The sequence below is a fragment of the Sorangiineae bacterium MSr12523 genome (assembly GCA_037157775.1).
Classification (GTDB): Bacteria; Myxococcota_A; Polyangia; order Polyangiales; family Polyangiaceae; genus Pendulispora; species Pendulispora brunnea.
On record CP089982.1, the window covers coordinates 8,808,744 to 8,827,830 of the forward strand.

Here is a 19,087-nt window from a genome sequence, read left to right on the forward strand (position 1 = left end):
GACTGTGACCGACAAGGCTGATCGTTCTGCGAACATCGAAAGCGTCTACGCCCTCTCCCCCATGCAGGAGGGCATGCTGTTCCACACCCTGCTCCGGCCGACCTCGGGCATCTATTTGATGCAAAACCGGTATCGGCTGGAGGGCGATCTGCACATCGATGCCTTCGTCCGAGCGTGGCAATACGTCGGCGCGAGGCACCCCGTGCTGCGGACATCGTTCGTTTGGAAAAGCCAAAAGCGCCCGCTCCAAGTCGTTCACAAGAACCTGGAAATGCCCTTCGAGGTTCTCGATTGGCGCGACCTCCGTGGGAGCGAGGCGCAGGAGACACGCTTGGCCGCGGTGCTGCAGGCCGAGCTCGACGCGGGGTTCGATTTCGGGAAGGCGCCGCTCACCCGTTTTCGCCTCATTCGACTCGACGAACGGACGTACGAGTTCGTGCACAGCTTCCATCACATCTTGCTCGACGAGTGGTGCACCTCGTCGTTGATGATGGACTTTCTCGCCCACTACGAGGCCCTGGTGCGCGGCGAAACTCCGCGGTTGCCGGCCCCGCGTCCGTACAAGGATTACATCGATTGGCTCGGGCGGCAGGATCTGCCCGCCGCAGAGGCGTTCTGGCGGCAATACCTGGCAGGCTTCGCGAGCGCGACGCAGCTCGGAATCGAGGAGCGGCGCCCGGGCTCGCGAACCGACGACGCCACCATCGACGACCTTTTGATTCGGTTGGACCGAAAGTCCACTGAAATTCTATCGGGGCTGGCGCAGCGTCACCGAATCACGCTCAACACGATCGTGCAGGGTGCATGGGCGCTGCTCCTCAGCCACTACAGCGGGGAACGCGAGGTGCTCTTTGGGGTCACGGTGGCGGGCCGGCCTCCGGAGCTCCCGAACGTCGAGTCCATCATTGGCCTCTTCATCAACACCTTGCCATTGCGGGTGGCCGTGCCGCCGGAGCAACCGCTTTTGCCCTGGCTCGTGGAGCTGCTCGGGCAAAATCTTCGAGTCCGGCAATACGAATATGCGCCGCTCGTCGATATTCAGAAATGGAGTGAGGTCGAACGCGGCCAGGCGCTTTTCCAGAGCTTGTTCGTCTTCGAGAATGCCCCCACCGATCCCACGTTGCGCGATGGAAAGATGGTATTTCGCGTTCAGGACGTGCGGGACCGCGTCCATACGAATTACCCGCTCACGGTGATGTCCTGGGTCGATGCCGAGCTGCCGCTCAAGCTCTCCTACGATCCGGCGCGCGTGCACCCGGAGGCCGCTGCGCGGCTGCTGGCCAATCTGCGAACGCTTCTCGCGGGGATGGCCCGCGATCCGAATGCGCGCCTCGGCGATCTGCCGCTGCTCACGGCGGACGAGCGGCAGCAAGCTCTCGTGGAGTGGAATACGACGGAGGCAAAGCGCGGCGATTTTTCTTCGTACGCGGCCCTGTTTCACGCGCAAGTGGCTCGGACGCCCGAGGCGGTGGCGGTCACGTGCGAGGATCGGCGGCGGACGTACGCGGAGTTGAATCGCGATGCGAACCGATTGGCGCATGCGCTCGCGGCCCGGGGTGTCGGTCCCGAGGAGCGGGTGGTCCTCATCGACGATCGCGGGATCGAGCTGCTGACCATGATTGTCGCGGTGTTCAAGGCGGGAGGTGCGTACGTGCCGCTGGAGCCGGGTTACCCGGACGAGCGCGTGGCGCGCATTCTCGCGCTCAGCGAGCCGCGTGCGGTGGTCACCCGTGCGCGGTATCGAGAACGCATCGAGCGTCTCGTGGCATCGCTCGATGCGGGCCGTCGCCCGAGCATCGTCGTCCTCGAAGAGGTCTCCACGGAGTCGGACGACAATCTGCCCGAACGCGGTGGGCCGTTCAATCTGGCCTACGTGATCTACACGAGCGGTTCCACCGGCGTGCCCAAGGGCGCCATGGTCGAGCGGCGCGGAATGCTGAACAACATGGTCAGCAAGTTCCCGCGGCTCGGACTCGGCGAGGGTATCGTCGTCGCGCAAACGGCTTCGCCCTGCTTCGATATCTCCGTCTGGCAGTTTCTCACGGCATTGCTCTGCGGCGGGGTGGTCGAGATCGTGCCGGACGACATCGTGCGCGATCCCGCACGCCTGCTCGAGCACGTCGAGCGTCGGGGGATCCGCATCATCGAGGTGGTGCCCTCCGTGCTACAGGGCATGCTGGACGCGGCCGGCGAGATGCCGACGCCACCCGCACTGGAGCGACTCCGCTGGATCCTACCCACGGGCGAGGCGCTGCCGGCCGCGCTGGTGCGAGCTTGGCTCGGGCGCTATCCGGGCGTGCCGCTGATGAATGCCTACGGGCCCGCGGAGTGCTCGGACGACGTGTCCTTGCATCCGCTGACAACGCCACCGCCCGCCGACGAAACGCAGGTTCCGATTGGCAGGGCCGTGGATCACCTTCGGCTCTACGTCCTCGATCATCTTCTGTCGCCGCTGCCCATTGGGGTCTGCGGCGAGATCTTCGTGGGCGGCATCGGCGTTGGCCGCGGCTACTTGGGCGATCCGCGCCGCACCGCGGAGGCCTTCGTGCCGAACCCCTTCGAGAACGAGCCAGGCGCGCGGTTGTACCAGACCGGGGATCTAGGGCGCTACCGGCCCGATGGCACCATCGAGTTCGCCGGCCGGCGCGATCACCAGGTCAAGGTTCGCGGATTCCGCATCGAGCTCGGCGAGATCGAGGCGCGGCTCGCCGAGCATGCGGCGATCACCGAGGCGGCGGTGGTGGTCCGCGAGGATCGACCGGGTGTCACGCGGCTCGTGGCGTACGTGGCCACGTCGGGCGCGAGCATCGACGAACTGCGGGAGTGGCTGCGCGCGCGGGTGCCGGAGTACATGGTGCCGCCGACCTTCGTCGTTCTCTCGTCGCTGCCGCGCACACCGAATGGCAAGGTGGATCGACGGGCGCTGCCGGCCCCGGAGGCGGGCGACGCAGACGGGTGGATCCCTCCGCGGACGCCGACGGAGGAACTTCTCGCCGGGATCTGGGCGGACGTGCTGGGCGTGCCGCGGGTCGGGGTCGAGGACTCGTTCTTCGATCTGGGCGGCCATTCGCTGATGCTGACGCAGGTCCTTTCGCGCATTCGGCGCGTGTTCAACATCGAGGTACCGCTTCGCGCGCTGTTCGAGACGCCCACCATCGCCGCGCAAGCGCGCGAGGTCGAGGTGCTCCGCGGGCGGCCCGTGAAGTCGCTACCGCCGCTCGTGGCACGACCGCGCGAGGGGCAGCTTCCGCTCTCTTTCGCCCAGGAGCGCCTTTGGTTTCTCGCGCAGCTCGAGCCCACTGCGGCGTCGTACAACGTTCCGGCGGCGGTGCGGCTGCGCGGGCCGCTCGATCCGGCGCGTCTGCAGCGCAGCTTCGAGTCGGTCGTTCGACGTCACGAATCGCTGCGCACGCGGTTCGTCGATGACGGTGGACGTCCGGTGATGCACGTGGATGCCAAGCAGCCGCTCGCGATGGAGCTCGTCGATCGAAGCGCCGCGCCGGACGACGCGCTGGCCTTGCTCGAGGAGCGCGCCCACCGTCCCTTCGATCTGAGCGCGGGGCCGCTTCTTCGGGTCACCTTGGTCCGGCTCGGGGCACACGAGCACGTGCTGCTCGTGGTGCTCCATCACATCGTCTCGGACGGCTGGTCCATGGGGGTCTTGATCCGCGAGGTGACGGAGCTTTACGCCACGGATGCGGAGCTACCGCCGCTGCGTATCCAGTACGCGGACTACGCGCGTTGGCAGCGCGAATGGCTCGATGGGCCGGCTTTCGAGCAGCAGCTCGCCTATTGGCGCCAGACCCTGGGCAGCGATCCTCCGGTGCTCTCGCTGCCGACGGACCATCCGCGGCCCGCGGAGCGATCGTATCGGGGCGCCCGTCTCGCGTTCACGCTTCCGCAAAGCCTTTCCGCTGCGCTGCGCGCGCTCGGGCGGGCCCAAGGCGTGACATCGTTCATGCTGCTGCTCGCGGGCTTCCAGACCTTGCTCGCGCGCACCAGCGGCCAAACGGATCTCTGCATCGGGACGCCGATTGCGAACCGCACGCACGTGGAGATCGAAGGGCTCGTGGGGTTCTTCGTCAATACGCTCGTACTGCGGACGGATCTCGGCGGCGATCCATCGTTCACGGCGCTCCTCGCCCGCGTGCGTGAGCAGGTGCTGCAGGCTCAGTCGTATCAAGATTTGCCGTTCGAGCGCCTCGTCCAGGCGCTGCGGCCGGCGCGCAACCTGAGTCACACGCCGCTGTTCCAGGTGATGTTCTCCCTCCAGGAGAACCCGGGCCAAACGGCGCCGGTCGCGGGGCTCGAGATCTCGGCGGTGGAGATCGATCCGGGCACCGCCCAGTTCGATCTCTCGCTGCACATGGCCCACGATGGCGACGAGCTCAGTGGCTCGTTCGAGTACAGCACGGATCTCTTCGAAGAGCGCACGATCCGCCGCATGGCCGACGATCTGCGCGTGCTCCTCGAGGGCATCGCTGCCCAACCGGGCGCGCGGATTTCCGAGCTGCCGTTCACCGAGCCGGCGCGTGTGGATATCGTGAAAGAGGAGGCGGCCGGCCAGAGGCCGGCGGACCGCCGGCAAGATGCCGGCGCTCCATGCGCGAGCCTCCTCGCGGAGGGGTACGAGCTCGAGCAGCTGGCGCAGATTTGGGCCTCGGTCCTAGGGCGCGATCATGTCGAGCCGCAGGACAACTTTTTCGAGTTGGGCGGCGACTCGATTCTGTGTCTGCAAGTGGTCGCGCGGGCCAGGCAGGTGCGCGTGCGCATCACCACGCGCGACATGTTCAAGCATCAGACCTTGGGCGCCTTGGCGGCCATCGCACGCAGCCATGCCGAGGCGACCGATCTCCCTGATGAGCAGGGACCGGTCATCGGCGAGGCACCGCTCACGCCCATCCAGCGGCGCTTCTTCGCGCGCCCGCTGCCCAATCCCCATCACTGGAACCAAGCGCTCCTGCTCACGGTGGCCGAACCCCTCGCGTGGCCCGCGCTGGAAACCGCCGTGCACGCGCTTCTGCAGCACCACGACGCGCTGCGATTGCGGTACGTGCGCGAAGGGAACACGTGGCACCAGACGCATGCGCCCGACGAACCGGCCACCCTCGTGCATCGAGCCGATCTCTCCGGCCTGCCCGAGACCGAGCACGCGCAGGCCATCGAAGCCCACGCCACCCGGTGGCAGGCCAGCCTGGAGCTCACCGTCGGACCCGTCCTTCGCGTGGTGGGCTTCGACCTGGGAGCGCAGCGCCCCGGCCGGCTGCTGCTCATCGCGCATCACTTGGTCGTCGATGGCGTGTCCTGGCAGATCCTGCTCGAGGATCTCGAGACCGCGTACGATCAAGCCCGGCGCGGCGAGTCGATCCTCCTCCCCGAGAAGAGCACGTCGTTCAAGCAATGGGCCGAGCATCTGCAGAACGCAGCACAGGACGCCGCCCTCCAGGAGGAAGCCGCCTCGTGGCTCGAGCTCCCGTGGGATCAGGTCGCGTCCGTGCCGCCCGACGATCCCGCGGGTGACCGCTCCGAAACCGCGGCGGCGACCCTTACTGTGGGCCTCGATGCTACGATGACGCGCAATCTGCTGGAGGCCGTGCCCGAAGCCTACAACACGCGCGTGGACGAGGTCCTCCTGACCGCGCTCGGCCTGGCGCTGGCACGCCGTACGCGTAAGAACGTCGTGGCCCTGGAGGTCGAGGGCCACGGTCGGCATGTCCTGGGCGACAACGAAATGGACCTCTCGCGCACCGTCGGGTGGTTCACGAGCGTGCACCCCGTGGTGCTCACCATCGCGCCGAATGCAGCGCCCGGCGACGCGCTCAAGTCGATCAAAGAGCAACTGCGACGGATCCCGCGCCATGGCCTGCCTTTCGGCGTGGTGCGGGAGCTCGGGACGGGTGACGTCGCCGAGCGGCTGCAAAAGCTTCCGCCGATGGGCATCGCGTTCAACTACCTCGGACAGTGGGACCAAATCGTCGGTGCGGGCGCGCGCTTCCCTCTCGCCGGGGAATCACCCGGCGCCGAGCACGATCCGCGAGGCGCGCTCTCGTACGAGCTGGAAATCGACGCCGCCGTGTACGACGGCCAACTCGAGGCGACGTGGCGCTACAGCGGTGCGCGCTATCGGAGGGAAACGGTGGAGGCTCTCGGCACGCTCTGGCGCGACGCGCTCGAGGAGCTCATTGCCCACTGCCTCTCGCCCGATGCCGGCGGGTACACGCTTTCCGACTTCCCCGACGTCCAACTCGAGGTTCACGAGCTCGACGCCATCCTCGGCCAAATGGATTGAGAATTCATGAAAACGAAAAAGGACATCGAGTCGATCTTTCATCTTTCCCCCCTTCAGGAGGGATTGCTCTTTCACGCGATCGCGGACAAGGCGGCCGACCCTTACTTCACCCAAACGGGCTTTCTGCTGGAGGGAAAACTCGACCCGGAGGCCTTCGCGCAAGCGTGGCAGGTCGTGGTGGATCGGCACGCGATCCTTCGAACGTGCTTCGCATGGGAAGGCATCGCCAAGCCGGTGCAGGTCGTCCGCAAGGCCGTGACCATTCCCCTGCAGTCGCACGACTGGCGCGGGCGAAGTGAGCGCGCCCGCGAGGAAGACTTTGCGGCCTTCATGGCCGAGGATCGCCGGGCCGGTTTCGACTTTCTCAAGCCGCCGTTGATGCGCCTCGCGCTCCTTCGCATCGCGGACGACGCCTGGTACTTCGTCAATAGCCACCACCATATTTTGCTCGATGGCTGGAGCTTCGCCCTCGTCCTGCGGGAAGCGCTCATCGCGTACCATGCTCTGGTCGCCAAGACGCCGCTGGACCTCCCGCCGGCCCGGCCCTACCGCGAGTACCTCGGGTGGGTCAAAGCTCGGAACGAAGCGGACGCCGAGGCGTTCTGGCGCAGTGCCCTGGCTGGCTTTCGAACGCCGACGATCCTCCCAGCCGATGCCCTGCCCGGTCGTGCGTTGGAGGACGACGCGTTTCCGTACGCCGAGCGCGAGCTTCGCTTCTCGAGCGCCCAAACGGAGGCGCTCGTGGCCTGCGCGCGCAGCCATCGCATCACGCTCAACACGTTGGTGCAGGGCGCGTGGTCGTGCCTTCTGCACCGGCATGGCGGCGAGCCCGAGGTGGTCTTCGGTTCCACCGTGTCGGGGCGGCCCCCGGATCTGGCAGGCTCGGACGCCATCGTCGGCCTGCTCATCAACACATTGCCCACGCGCATCTCCATGGCGGACGGCGAGCTACTCGGCCCCTGGCTGCAACGGCTGCAGGATCGGAACAGCGAGCTACGCCAGCACGAGTGGACGCCGCTGTCGCAATTGCAGCGCTGGAGCGAGGTGCCCGCGGGTCAGTCGCTCTTCGAGAGCATCGTCGTCTTCGACAGCTACCCCGAGGAGGACGTGGCGGGAATGCCCTTGGAGCTTCGCATTCGCGCGCTGCCCAGGCCGAGCCGCCCCGCGGGTGACGCCATTCTGACGGCGGGACGAAACAATTATCCGCTGTCCCTCATCGTCGAACCGACGAGCGAGCTGCGGCTCATTCTTTGTTACGAGCGACGCCGTTTCACGCACGAAGGCGCAGCCCGGCTGCTCGCGCAGTGCGCCACCCTGCTCGAGGCCATGGCGGCGCGACCGCAGGCGCGCTTGGGCGAATTGCCGCTCATGAACGACCGCGAACGCCAGCGGATCCTCGTCGACTGGAATGCGACGGAGGCCCCGGCCCCGACGACCATGTGCGCACACGAGCTGTTCGAGGCGGAGGCCCGACGGCGGCCGGACACCCTCGCCGTCATGTGCGAAGACGCGCGCCTCTCGTACCGCGAGCTCGATGCGCGGGCGAACCAAGTGGCGCATCGGCTGCGCGCGCTCGATGTCGGCGTGGAGGACCGGGTCGCCCTTTGCGTCGAGCGCTCGGTGGAAATGATCGTCGGCTTGCTCGGCGTGCTCAAAGCCGGCGCGGCCTACGTGCCACTCGATCCCAAGTTTCCCAGTGAGCGGCGCAGGGACATCGCACTCGACAGCGGCGCACGCGTGGTCATCGCGCGGTCCGGGGCCGACTTCGGCCAAGGGCTGACGGTGTTGAACATCGGCGACGCTTCCCTCGCCTCCGAGCCATCTTCGCCGCTCCCCATCGAGCATCGCCCGGCGCAGTTGGCCTACCTCATTTACACCTCCGGCTCGACGGGGCGCCCGAAAGGCGTCGCCGTGGAGCACCGGCAGCTCGTGAACTACGTGCGCGGCGTGCTCAGGAGGATCCCCTCTGGCGGGGACAACGCAAGCTTCGCGTTCGTTTCGACGGTTGCGGCGGATCTGGGACACACCACCCTGTTCGGCGCCCTGTGCTCGGGCTGCACGCTCCACGTCGTGCCGGACGAGCGGACGTTCCATCCCGAGGGCATGGCGGAGTACATGGACCGTCATGGTGTCGACGTTCTAAAGATCGTCCCCAGCCATCTCGCGGCGCTCCTCGAGGCCACGCGACCCGCGCGGGTGCTGCCGCGGCGTTGCCTCGTGCTCGGCGGCGAGGCAGCGACCCCCGAGCTCCTCGATCGCGTGCGTGCACTCGCGCCGACGTGCGCCATCGTCAATCACTACGGTCCGACGGAAACCACCGTCGGCGCCCTCACGTGGGCCGTCGAAGGCGCCGTCGACCGGTCCCCTCCGATCGGCCGTCCCCTGCCCAACCTGCAGGCCTATGTCCTGGATCGAAAGATGGAACCTTTGCCGGTTGGCGTCATCGGTGAGCTTTACATTGGCGGCGCCGGCGTCACCCGCGGCTACCACCAGCAGCCCGCCTTGACCGCCGAGCGCTTCGTTCCCGATCCCTTCGGTTCGCATTCCGGAGGACGCCTCTATCGCACGGGCGATCGGGCCCGATTGCGGGAGGATGGGGCCATCGAGTTCTTCGGTCGCACCGACCATCAGGTGAAGATTCGCGGTTACCGGATCGAGCTGGGCGAAATCGAAGCGCACCTGCGTGCTCTACCGATGGTGAACGAGGCCGTTGTCGTCGCCCGCGACGATGGCCGTGGCAACAAGCGCCTCGTGGGATACGTGGTGCTGCCCGCCGAAGCCACGTTCGACCATGGCACTCAAGCCGCGATTCTCGCGCAGCTCGCACAGCGGTTGCCGGAGCCGATGCTTCCAAGTGCGATCCTCGCGCTCTCGAGCCTTCTATTGACGGCGAATGGGAAGGTGGACCGGGCGGCCCTGCCGGTGCCCGAGCAGACATCACGCATTTCCGGTCGGGTGGCACCCCGAAATGAGACCGAGGCGCTGCTCTGCGAGATCTGGAGCGAAGTCTTGCGCCGGGATGACGTCGGCGTGGAAGACGACTTCTTTCAGCTCGGTGGAGACTCCATCCTGAGCCTGCAGGTCATCGCCCGAGCGAGGCGCAAAGGCTTGCGGATCTTGCCGAAGCAACTTTTTGCGCACCGAACCATCGCCGCTCTCGCAGCGACCCTCACCGAAACGCCCGCAGCGGCGCCACCCCGTCCGGCGGAGCGCGTGCCCTTTTCGCTGGCTCGCCTGGCCCCCGAACCTCGCAGCGAGCTGCAGCGACGGCATGGAGATGCACTCGAGGATGCTTATCCAGCATCGCCCGTGCAGAAGGGAATGCTCTTTCACGCGCTGCTGTCGCCGGAGACGAGTCCCTACTTCAACCAGATCGTCTGCAGGTTCGCGCGCGGCTTGGACGTGGACGCGCTCGGCCAGGCGTGGCGACTCCTCAGCGCGCGCCATCCGATTCTGCGCACGGGCTTCTCTCTGAGTGGCGACGGCGCGAGCGAGTCGCTGGATGATGCGCACCAAATCGTCCTGCGCGCGGCGGAGCTGCCCATCGAGCACATCGATGCGCGAGGTGTCTCGATCGAAGAGCAATCGGCCCTACTCGAGCGGTACCTCGAACGGGATCGGGCCCGCGGGTTCGACTTCGCGAAGCCGCCGCTCGTGCGCGTGGCGATTCTGCGTCGCGATGACGATGCGCACGACGTCGTGTGGAGCGTTCACCACGCGTTGCTCGACGGCTGGTGCCAGGGGCTGGTCATCCGCGAGTGGCTCGATCTCTACGCGACATTGCGGGAGGGCCGCACGCCCGAACCGGTCCGTTCTCCTGCACCGTACCGCGACTACATCGCGTGGCTCGCGCAGCAGTCGATGACGGCCGCCGAAGCGTTCTTCCGCGCGCACCTCGATGGCTTCACCACACCGACGCGTCTACCCGAGGTGCCGCGCTCCAGCCGCTCGCTTTCCGAGTCCGAGATCGCAGGGGTGCGCGAGCACCGCGTCCGCCTGCCCGCCCCGATCTCCGCCGCCGTAACGCGCTTTGCCCGAGAGCAAGGCGTGACACTCAACACGCTGGTGCAAGGGGCGTGGGCGCTGGTCCTTTCTCGGTTGAGCGGGGAGGAAGACGTACTCTTCGGGGTGACCGTGGCAGGCCGCCCAGCCGACCTTCCCGATGCGGAATCGATCATGGGTGCGTTCATCAACTCGCTCCCCCTTCGCGTGCAGGCACGCCCTTCCGCACCCCTCGCCCACTGGCTGCGGGAGATCCAGTCGGTCAACCTGGAGCTCCGACAGTACGAGCACGCGCCGCTCGTGGAGGTCCAGACCTGGAGCGACGTACCTCGCGGGACACCGCTGTTCGATACACTGCTCGTCTTCCAGAATTACCCTGTCGACGAGGCGCTCGAAGAACACGGCCAGGCCCTCGGGATCGAGGTGAAGGCGCAGGAAGCGTGGACGAACTACCCGCTCACCCTGTACGTCGTTCCTGGCGCCGAGCTCTCCTTCCTCTTCTCGTACGACACGGCGAAGGTCGACGGCGCCATGGTCGCGCAAATGGGGAACGCGATGGGCGTGTTGATGGAGCACATGGGCGAAGCCCCCGACGCGCCCCTCGGTACCTTGGGCCTCATCGGCCGAGCCGAGCATGAGCGACTCGTCGTCGCGTACAACGCCACATCGTTCGAGCCCGCGAGCCAGGCCTGCTTGCCGGAGATGGTCGCTGCGCAGGCGCGACGGACCCCCGATGCCGTCGCGGTCACATGCGGCGAGCGCCACCTGACGTACCGGGACCTCTGCGCGCAGGCCAACCAGCTCGCTCACTATCTTCGCCGGCAGGGTATCGGCCCCGAATCATTGGTCGGCGTCTGCGTCGAACGCTCGCTCGAGATGGTGATCGGGCTTTTGGGCGTCCTCATGGCGGGTGCCGCTTACGTGCCGCTCGACCCGACCTATCCGCCCGAGCGCCTGCGCGCCATGGTGGAAGACGCCTCCCTCCAATGGCTTCTCACCGGAAAGCAACGGCTGGCCGAGTCACCCGGGCGAACCCGCGCGATCGCGCTCGATGGCGTGGAGTGGCCATTTGCAACGGAGCCGACATCCGATCCCGACGTTCGCGTCGACGGGCATGCGGCGGCGTATGTCATCTACACGTCCGGTTCCACGGGCCGTCCCAAGGGCGTGATGGTCCGTCACGAAGGCGTGAGGAACTTCCTGCACTCGATGATCGAGCATCTCCAGGCCGGCGCAGAACTCGTCCTGCTTGGCACGACCTCGATCTCGTTCGATATCGCCGTGCTCGAACTCTTTCTTCCGCTCGTCGTGGGGGGTCGCGTCGTCATCGCCCGCCACGACGAGGTCGTGAACAGCGAGCGACTGGCCGCGCTTCTGGCATCCGTCACGGCGCCGCATGGCGCGCTCGTCTTGCAAGCCACACCGACTGCATGGAAGATGCTCTTCGCGCATGGGCAGCTCGAGCTCGAGGGCATTCGCGCGCTCTCGGGCGGCGAAGCGATGACGCCCGATCTTGCGAACGCATTCTTGAAGGCCGGCGTCACGCCCATCAATCTTTATGGGCCCACGGAGACCACGGTCTGGTCGAGTCTTGCACGCATCACCTCGGCCGAAGGCCCGATTCCGCTTGGTCGCCCGCTTGCCAATACGCAGATCTATTTGCTCGACCGGCACCTTCAACCCGTTCCGAGCGGCTTCGTCGGCGAGATCTACATCGGGGGCGCGGGGCTTGCGCGTGGCTACGTTGGCCATCCCGCGCTCACGGCCGAGCGCTTCGTTCCGGATCCCTTCGGCGAGCGTCCGGGCTGCCGCCTTTACCGCACCGGGGATCGGGCGCGCTTCCATCCTGACGGGACGCTCGAATTTTTGGGCCGCTGGGATAACCAGCTCAAGATCCGAGGCTTCCGGATCGAGGCGGGCGAGGTCGAAACCTCGTTGAGGGCTTATCCAGGGGTCCAGGATGCCGTGGTCGTCGCACGGGAGGATTCGGGAACGCCGCGCCTCGTCGCCTACGTCGTGTCTTCCTCTTCGGCCGCGATCGATGGCGACCGCGTGCGGGCGTTTTTGAAGACGCGATTGCCCGATTCGATGATCCCATCGGACTTCGTCTCCCTCGACCGGATGCCGCTTACGCCCAACGGAAAGGTGAATCGAAAGGCGTTGCCGGCGCCAGAACGAGCCGTGCGTGCACCAACGGCACGGCCGCGAACGCCGACCGAGGAGCGGCTGGCCGAAATCTGGGCGGAGGTGCTGGGCGTGACCCTGGTGGGTGTCGACGAGAGCTTCTTCGAGCTCGGCGGACACTCGCTTCTGGCCACGCGCGCCGTCTCACGCGTCCGCCGTGCCCTCGGCATCGAATTGCCGCTTCGCAGCCTGTTCGATCACCCTACCGTGGCGGAACTCGCTCGGGAAATCGATGCGCGACGTGCGGTGGGCTTCGCGTCTCCACCCCCGCTGGTTCGAGTACCGAGGGAAAAGCCGCTCCCGCTGTCGTTTGCCCAGCAGCGACTGTGGTTCCTCTCGCAGCTGGAACCCGACAGCGCCGAGTACAATATGACAGCCGCCGTTCGCGTGACGGGCGAGCTCGATTTGAGCCTTTTCGAGCGAAGCCTCGGGGCCCTGATCGCCCGCCACGAGGCCCTGCGCACGTCGTTCGGCACCAAGGATGGCGAGCCGGTGCAGGTGATCGCGCAGGACGCGAAGGTCCCCTTCGAGGCCTTCGATCTTTCGGATGCATCGGCCTCGGACAAGGAGACCCGCGTCCAGCGCATGGCCGCGGAGCAAGCGAGTCGGCCGTTCGATCTCGGCCGCGCGCCGCTGATCCGCGTGGCCGCGGCGAAGCTCGGCGCGGGTGAGCACGTGCTCGTCCTGGTCGTGCACCACATCGTGGCGGACGGCTGGTCCATGAGCGTGCTCGTGGGTGAACTCGCGGAGCTGTACGATGCGGAGCGATCGGGGCGTCCTTCGACGCTCCGCCCCCTGCCGATCCAGTATGCGGATTTCGCCGTGTGGCAGCGCGACTGGATGCGCGGGCCGGTGCGCGAGGCCCACCTTGGCTATTGGAGGCAGCGTCTCCAGGATCCTCCGCCCGCGCTCGATCTGCGTCCCGACCATGTTCCCGTCGGTGCACCGAGCTACCGCGGCGGGCGCTTCGAGATGGGCATCGATCCCGAGCTCGCGGGCACGCTTCGAAGCCTCGGACAGCGTGAAGGTGCGACGCTGTTCATGACCTTGCTCACCGCCTTCGAGGTTTTTCTGCATCAGCGCACGGGTCAGACGGATCTCATGCTCGGGACCGACGTAGCGGGCCGCGGCGGTGTCGAGACCGAGGGGCTCATTGGCTTCTTCGTCAATCTGCTCGTCCTCCGCACGGATCTCGGCGGCGCGCCGACCTTCCGCGAGCTTCTCGCCCGCGTTCGCGAGACGACCTTGGAAGCATACGCGCACCAGGAATTGCCCTTCGAGCAGGTCGTCGATGCCGTGCGCGCCCCGCGCGTTCCCGGACGCCATCCGCTGGTGCAGACGTTGTTCGTCATGCAGAACACACCGGCAACCGATCTCGAGCTGCCCGGGCTTCGCTTCCGCGCGATGGATCTCGAATGGGACGCGGCTCGGTTCGACCTCGCGTTGTTCGTCGAGGAAACGAGCGAGGGCATGATCGGCGTGTGGAAGTACCGTGCCGACCTGTTCGAGGCGACGACCATCGAGACGATGGCCACGTCGCTGCTCACCATCCTGCGGCGCATCGCGGCCGAGCCCGAGGTCCGCATCACGGCCCTTGCGACCGCCGAGCCGAAAGAGCGCGCCAAACGAGGTCGCGCACTTCCGGCGGGCGGCCTCAAGAGCTTCAAGCGCGCGGCTGCCTCCGTGGCATCCCAGGTACAGGCTCCGACGGACGCGTTCATCACCACACGCCTCGTCACGCCCGCCGAACCGATGCCGCTGGTCATCGAGCCGGCCCGCCGCGACGTGGATCTTGCGGCGTGGGCGCAGGCGGAGCGCACGTTCATCGAGGAGAAGCTGTTCCAACACGGTGCGCTGCTGTTCCGCGGTTTCGGGCTGACGTCCGTTGAAGACTTCGAGGACGTGGCGCGGAACGTGTGCGGCGAGCTGTTCGGCGAGTACGGCGATCTGCCGCGCGAGAAGGCCGGCAAGCAGGTGTACGGCTCCACACCGTATCCCGCCGACAAGGCCATTCTCTTCCACAACGAGAGCTCGCATCTACCGCGCTGGCCGCTCAAGCAGTGGTTCTTCTGCACCCAAGCCTCGCCGGAAGGCGGCGCCACGCCCATCGTCGACTGCCGCCGTCTCTACGAGGCGCTTTCGCCCGAGCTGCGCGCACGCTTTCAGCGATTGGGCCTTCTGTACGTGCGCAACTTCACCCCCGGATACGACGTGAGCTGGCAGGACTTTTTCCATACGAACGAGCCCATGGTGGTGGAGGAGCGTTGCCGGGTGAGCGGCATGCGTTGCGATTGGATGGACGGCGGGCGCTTGCGTATCAGCCAGCGCGGCCCGGCGGTGCTTCGGCATCCCAAGACGGGCGAGTGGGTCTTCTTCAATCAGATACAGCTCCACCACCCCGGGTATCTGGAAGCGCCCGTACGGGAATCGCTCTTGGCCATGCTCGGTGAGCGATGGCTGCCGCGCAACGTCACCTACGGCGACGGGTCTCCGATCGACGAAGAGACCACGCGCGTGCTTGGTGAACTCTACGAACGCTGCGCCGTACGCAATCCATGGCGGAGCGGCGATCTGCTGTTGCTCGACAACATGCTCGTCGCCCACGGCCGCGATCCCTTCAAAGGCCCGCGCAAGATCGTGGTGGCCATGGGCCAGATGATGTCGCACGCCGAGCTGGAGGTGACCCCGTGACGGGCCTGGAAGGCGTAGGTCTTTCTCCCGTGCAGCGGCGTCTCTGGACGTTGCGCCAGCATGGCGTTTCGGCCGCCGTGCGGGCGCGCGTTCGCATCGAGGGGCGCATCGAGCACGAGCGGCTCACACGCGCGTTGCGGGAAGTCGTCGAGCGGCACGAGATCTTGCGAACGACCTTTCATCGCGATGCGCGTCTCAAGTTCCCCATCCAGAGGGCCGGCGCGGGCGCCTTCGGGTGGCGCTACGTGGACCTCGAGGGCCGCGCGGAGGCCGAACAGCGAACTGCCATCACCACCTCGTGGAACGAGGCGGCGCGGCGGGATTTCGACGTGGCCCAGGGGCCGGTGCTCGATGTGCTGCTCCTTCGATGCGGCGCCGAGCACCACGAGCTTCTCCTGGTGCTGCCCGCGCTCTCGGCCGATGCATGGACGCTGCGTCTTTTCGTGCGCGAGCTCGCCGAGGCTTACGCACGGGCCGAAGATGACGCGGAGGAACCCGCGCAGTATGCGCAATTTTCGGAGTGGCAAAACGAGCTTCACGACGGTTCCGTGTCGCAGGCGCCTTCGGCGGCGCCACTCGTCCTGCCCTTCGAGGGCACCTCGGACGAAGCACGTGCGGCTTGTGCCTCCGTGGAAATCGAGGTTGGCGCCGGGGTGGCGGACGGACTCGGATCACTGGCAAGCCGTCACGGCGTGACGGTATCGACGGTTCTTTTGGCAGCCTGGCTCGTGCATCTCTCACGGTTCGCCGCGCGAAACGATCTCGCGGTGGCGGTGCTTTCGGCGGGGCGGCACCTCGAGGATCTGCACGAGGTGATGGGTCCCGTGGCCAGCTGGATGCCGGCGGTGTGCCGGGTCGACGATGCGACGTCGTTCGGTGAGCTCGTGCGCCAGGTGCAGGCTTCGCTGGAAGCAGAGTTCGAGCAGCAGGATGCAGCGGAGCGCACGCCCGAGTGGCCCGAGGTGCAACGCGGCACGTCGGATTGGATCGGGTTTGCCTGCGAGGAAATTCCGGAGGCCGTGATGGCCGCGGGCCTATCCTGGCAAATCGAGGCCGTGTGCATGGGCCCACCTGGCCTCAAGCTCGCGCTGTCGCTCGTGCGCCGCGAGGGAATCTCCATGACGATCTGGTACGACGCGCACCGCGTGTCGGCCGGTGGTGCGGGAGCCCTCGCGGAGCAATACATCGCGCTGGTTGGCTCGTTGGAGACGGCCTGGGATGCGCCCGTGGGCGCGCTGAGCATCCTCGGGGCCGCCGAGCGTACGCGCAGGCTCACCGAGGGGCGCGCCAAGGTGGCGGATTCGGCTCCCCTGCCCCTTCACCGCGCCTTCGAGCAGCAAACGTCACGACGGCCAGATGCACTCGCGGTCCTTTGCGGCGAGCAGCGATGGACGTACCGCGAGCTCAATCGACGCGCCAATCGGATTGCGCACGATCTGACGCGACGCGGTTCGAAGGCCGGGAGCCCCGTAGGTCTCTGCTGCGAACGGTCTGCCGACATGATCGCCGGCCTTCTCGGCATTCTCAAAGCCGGTGGCGCTTATGCTCCGCTCGATCCGCAGGCGCCCGCCGCACGTCTCGCGCAGCAGCTGCAGCATGGCGCGTTCTCCATCGTGCTCACGAATCGTGAGATCGCATGGCCCGCGATGGACTGCACCGTCGTTCGCATCGATGACGATTCTCCAGCGGCCGAATGGGACGTGAATCCCGGCGGGCCCGTGTGGCTCGACGATCTCGCATCCGTGATTTTCACCTCGGGGTCGACCGGCGTGCCGAAGGGCGTGGGCATTACCCATCGCGGCATTGCCAATTACACGCAGGCGCTCTGCGGGACGCTCGAACTCGAGCCGGGCCTCCACTTCGCCACCGTGACGACGTTGAGCGCCGATCTGGGCAACACGAGCATCTTCGCGTCGCTGGCCACGGGCGGATGCCTTCACGTGATCGACTACGAGACGGCCACGGATGGGCGGCGGTTTGCCGAGTACACCGCGCGGTTCTCGCTCGATGTGCTGAAGATCGTGCCGTCGCATCTCGGCGCGTTGCTCGATGCCGGTCAAGGCCGGGCCGTGTTGCCGCGCCGGTTTCTCGTTCTCGGCGGTGAAGCGCTTTCCGTGGCCCTTGCAGACCGCATCGCCGCGCTGGGTGGCACCTGCGCGGTGGTGAACCACTACGGGCCCACCGAGACGACCGTAGGTGCTCTGGTGCTGCCGCTTCGCGATTGGCGCGATCGCATTGGGTGCGCCTCGGTGCCGATCGGGCGTCCGCTGTGCGGCGATGAGTCGTACGTGCTCGATTCGAAACTCGAGCCAGCGGCCGTGGGCGCGGTGGGCGAACTTTATCTCGGCGGCGCCGGTCTGGCGCGCGGTTACTTGGGACGGCCGGATCTCACCGCAGAGCGATTCGTGCCGCATCCCTTTGCGACAGGCGCGCGCCTCTATCGAACGGGCGACCTCGCAAGGTACCGGCCCGACGGCACCGTGGAGTTCATCGGCCGCCGCGATCACCAGCTCAAAATCCGCGGGTTTCGCGTGGAGCTGGGCGAGATCGAGGCGCGCTTGTCGGAGCATCCGGCCATCGGCCAAGCCATCGTGATGGCGCGGCAGGAGGAGGGTTTCGCGCTCGTGGCCTACGTCGTCCCGAAGGAGCCGGCGGCCGCCATCGATGAAACGAGCGTGCGCGAATTTCTCGGCCCGCGGCTGCCAGACTACATGATCCCAACCGACGTCGTGGTGCTTGCACGGCTTCCCCTCACCGCCAATGGCAAGGTGGATCGAAAGGCGCTTCCCAGCCCTACGGATCGTCGCGCCAAGCACGCCTACGTCAGCCCGCGCACGCCCGTCGAAGAGACGCTCGCGCGCATCTGGGCCGACGTGCTCCGCGTGGCGAAGGTGGGCGTGAACGACGACTTTTTCGACCTGGGCGGGCACTCGTTGCTCGCCATTCCCCTGATGCATCGGATCCAGCAGGCCTTCGGCACGGGGCTCTCGTTGATGGACATTTTTCGGGCGTCCACCGTCGCAAGCCTGGCCGCCCTCCTCTCGGCGGATCGGGCATCGTCCATCGTGGTGCCGCTCCGCGCCTCGTCGCCTGCCGCGACCACGCGCCCGCCGCTGTTCTGCGTCGACCCAACGGGCCGCCATGTCACGGAGTACCAGCCGCTCGCCAACGCCCTCGGCGACGATCAACCCGTGCTCGGTTTGGATCTGGGGCCCCTCTTGGGCCAAGAAGACGATTCCATCCGACGCATCACGGAGGCCATGGCCAACGAGGTGCAAGCGCAGCAGCCGCGCGGACCGTATCATCTCCTGGGGTGGTCCTTGGGTGGCGTCCTCGCGCTCGGGGTCGCCCACGTGCTCGAGGCACGGGGTGAGTCGGTTGCGTTTCTTGGCATCCTCGATACGCAACCGCGCACGCATCTCTATGCGGGAGACGCACCCGATATCGCGCGCGAGCTCGCAGGGTACGTCGACCCCACCCGCCAAGCGGAGTTCCTCGCGCTTCCAAGAGAGGAGCTTCGAGCCTTGGAGATCCGTCTCGAGCGCCTCGGCATCCGTGAACGTGTGGAGCAAGCCGCAATTTGGGCTCAGGCGCGGGGCTTCCTTCCCGATGACGTTCCCGCCTCCGCGTTTTGGCACCGTTACGTGCTGCTTCGCGACGCGGCGCTCTTCCTGAATGGCCTGAGTGAGCTGCCCGCGCGCGCATTGCGCGTCCCCATTCGGGTCTGGTGGAGCGAGGAGACAATCGCGCGCCACGGCGGTCCGCCCGTCGACTGGCAACGGTACACGAGCGGCACCGTGCACACCATGCGCGTATCCGGCGATCACCTCGCGGTCGTCCGAGGCAGCGAGGTGCACGCGAGCGTGCGTGCCACGCTGAACGGCGGCCCTCCTTGACAGAGTTCGACATCCCCGTACAGTT

At 66.9% G+C, this 19,087-nt stretch carries 3 protein-coding genes; all 3 read left to right on the plus strand.

All coding sequences use genetic code 11. The features are described from left to right. Positions 1–4: 4 nt before the first annotated feature. Genes LZC95_34495 through LZC95_34505 form a run of 3 tightly spaced genes read left to right on the plus strand, consistent with a single transcriptional unit; the run spans position 5 to position 19,062 of the window. On the plus strand, positions 5–6,289 hold the full coding sequence (locus LZC95_34495) for an amino acid adenylation domain-containing protein (protein ID WXA91556.1): 6,285 nt from the start codon (positions 5–7) through the stop codon (positions 6,287–6,289). Between the two features lie 6 nt (positions 6,290–6,295). After that, on the plus strand, positions 6,296–15,166 hold the full coding sequence (locus LZC95_34500) for an amino acid adenylation domain-containing protein (GenBank protein ID WXA91557.1): 8,871 nt from the start codon (positions 6,296–6,298) through the stop codon (positions 15,164–15,166). Further along, on the plus strand, positions 15,163–19,062 hold the full coding sequence (locus tag LZC95_34505; GenBank protein WXA91558.1) for an amino acid adenylation domain-containing protein: 3,900 nt from the start codon (positions 15,163–15,165) through the stop codon (positions 19,060–19,062). The genes LZC95_34500 and LZC95_34505 overlap by 4 nt, the downstream gene beginning before the upstream one ends. Positions 19,063–19,087 lie beyond the last annotated feature (25 nt).

What these genes read in the sequence shown, in the direction of transcription:
- LZC95_34500 (WXA91557.1), top strand. Translation starts at nt 6,296, where the DNA reads ATGAAAACGAAAAAGGACATCGAGTCGATCTTTCATCTTTCCCCCCTT.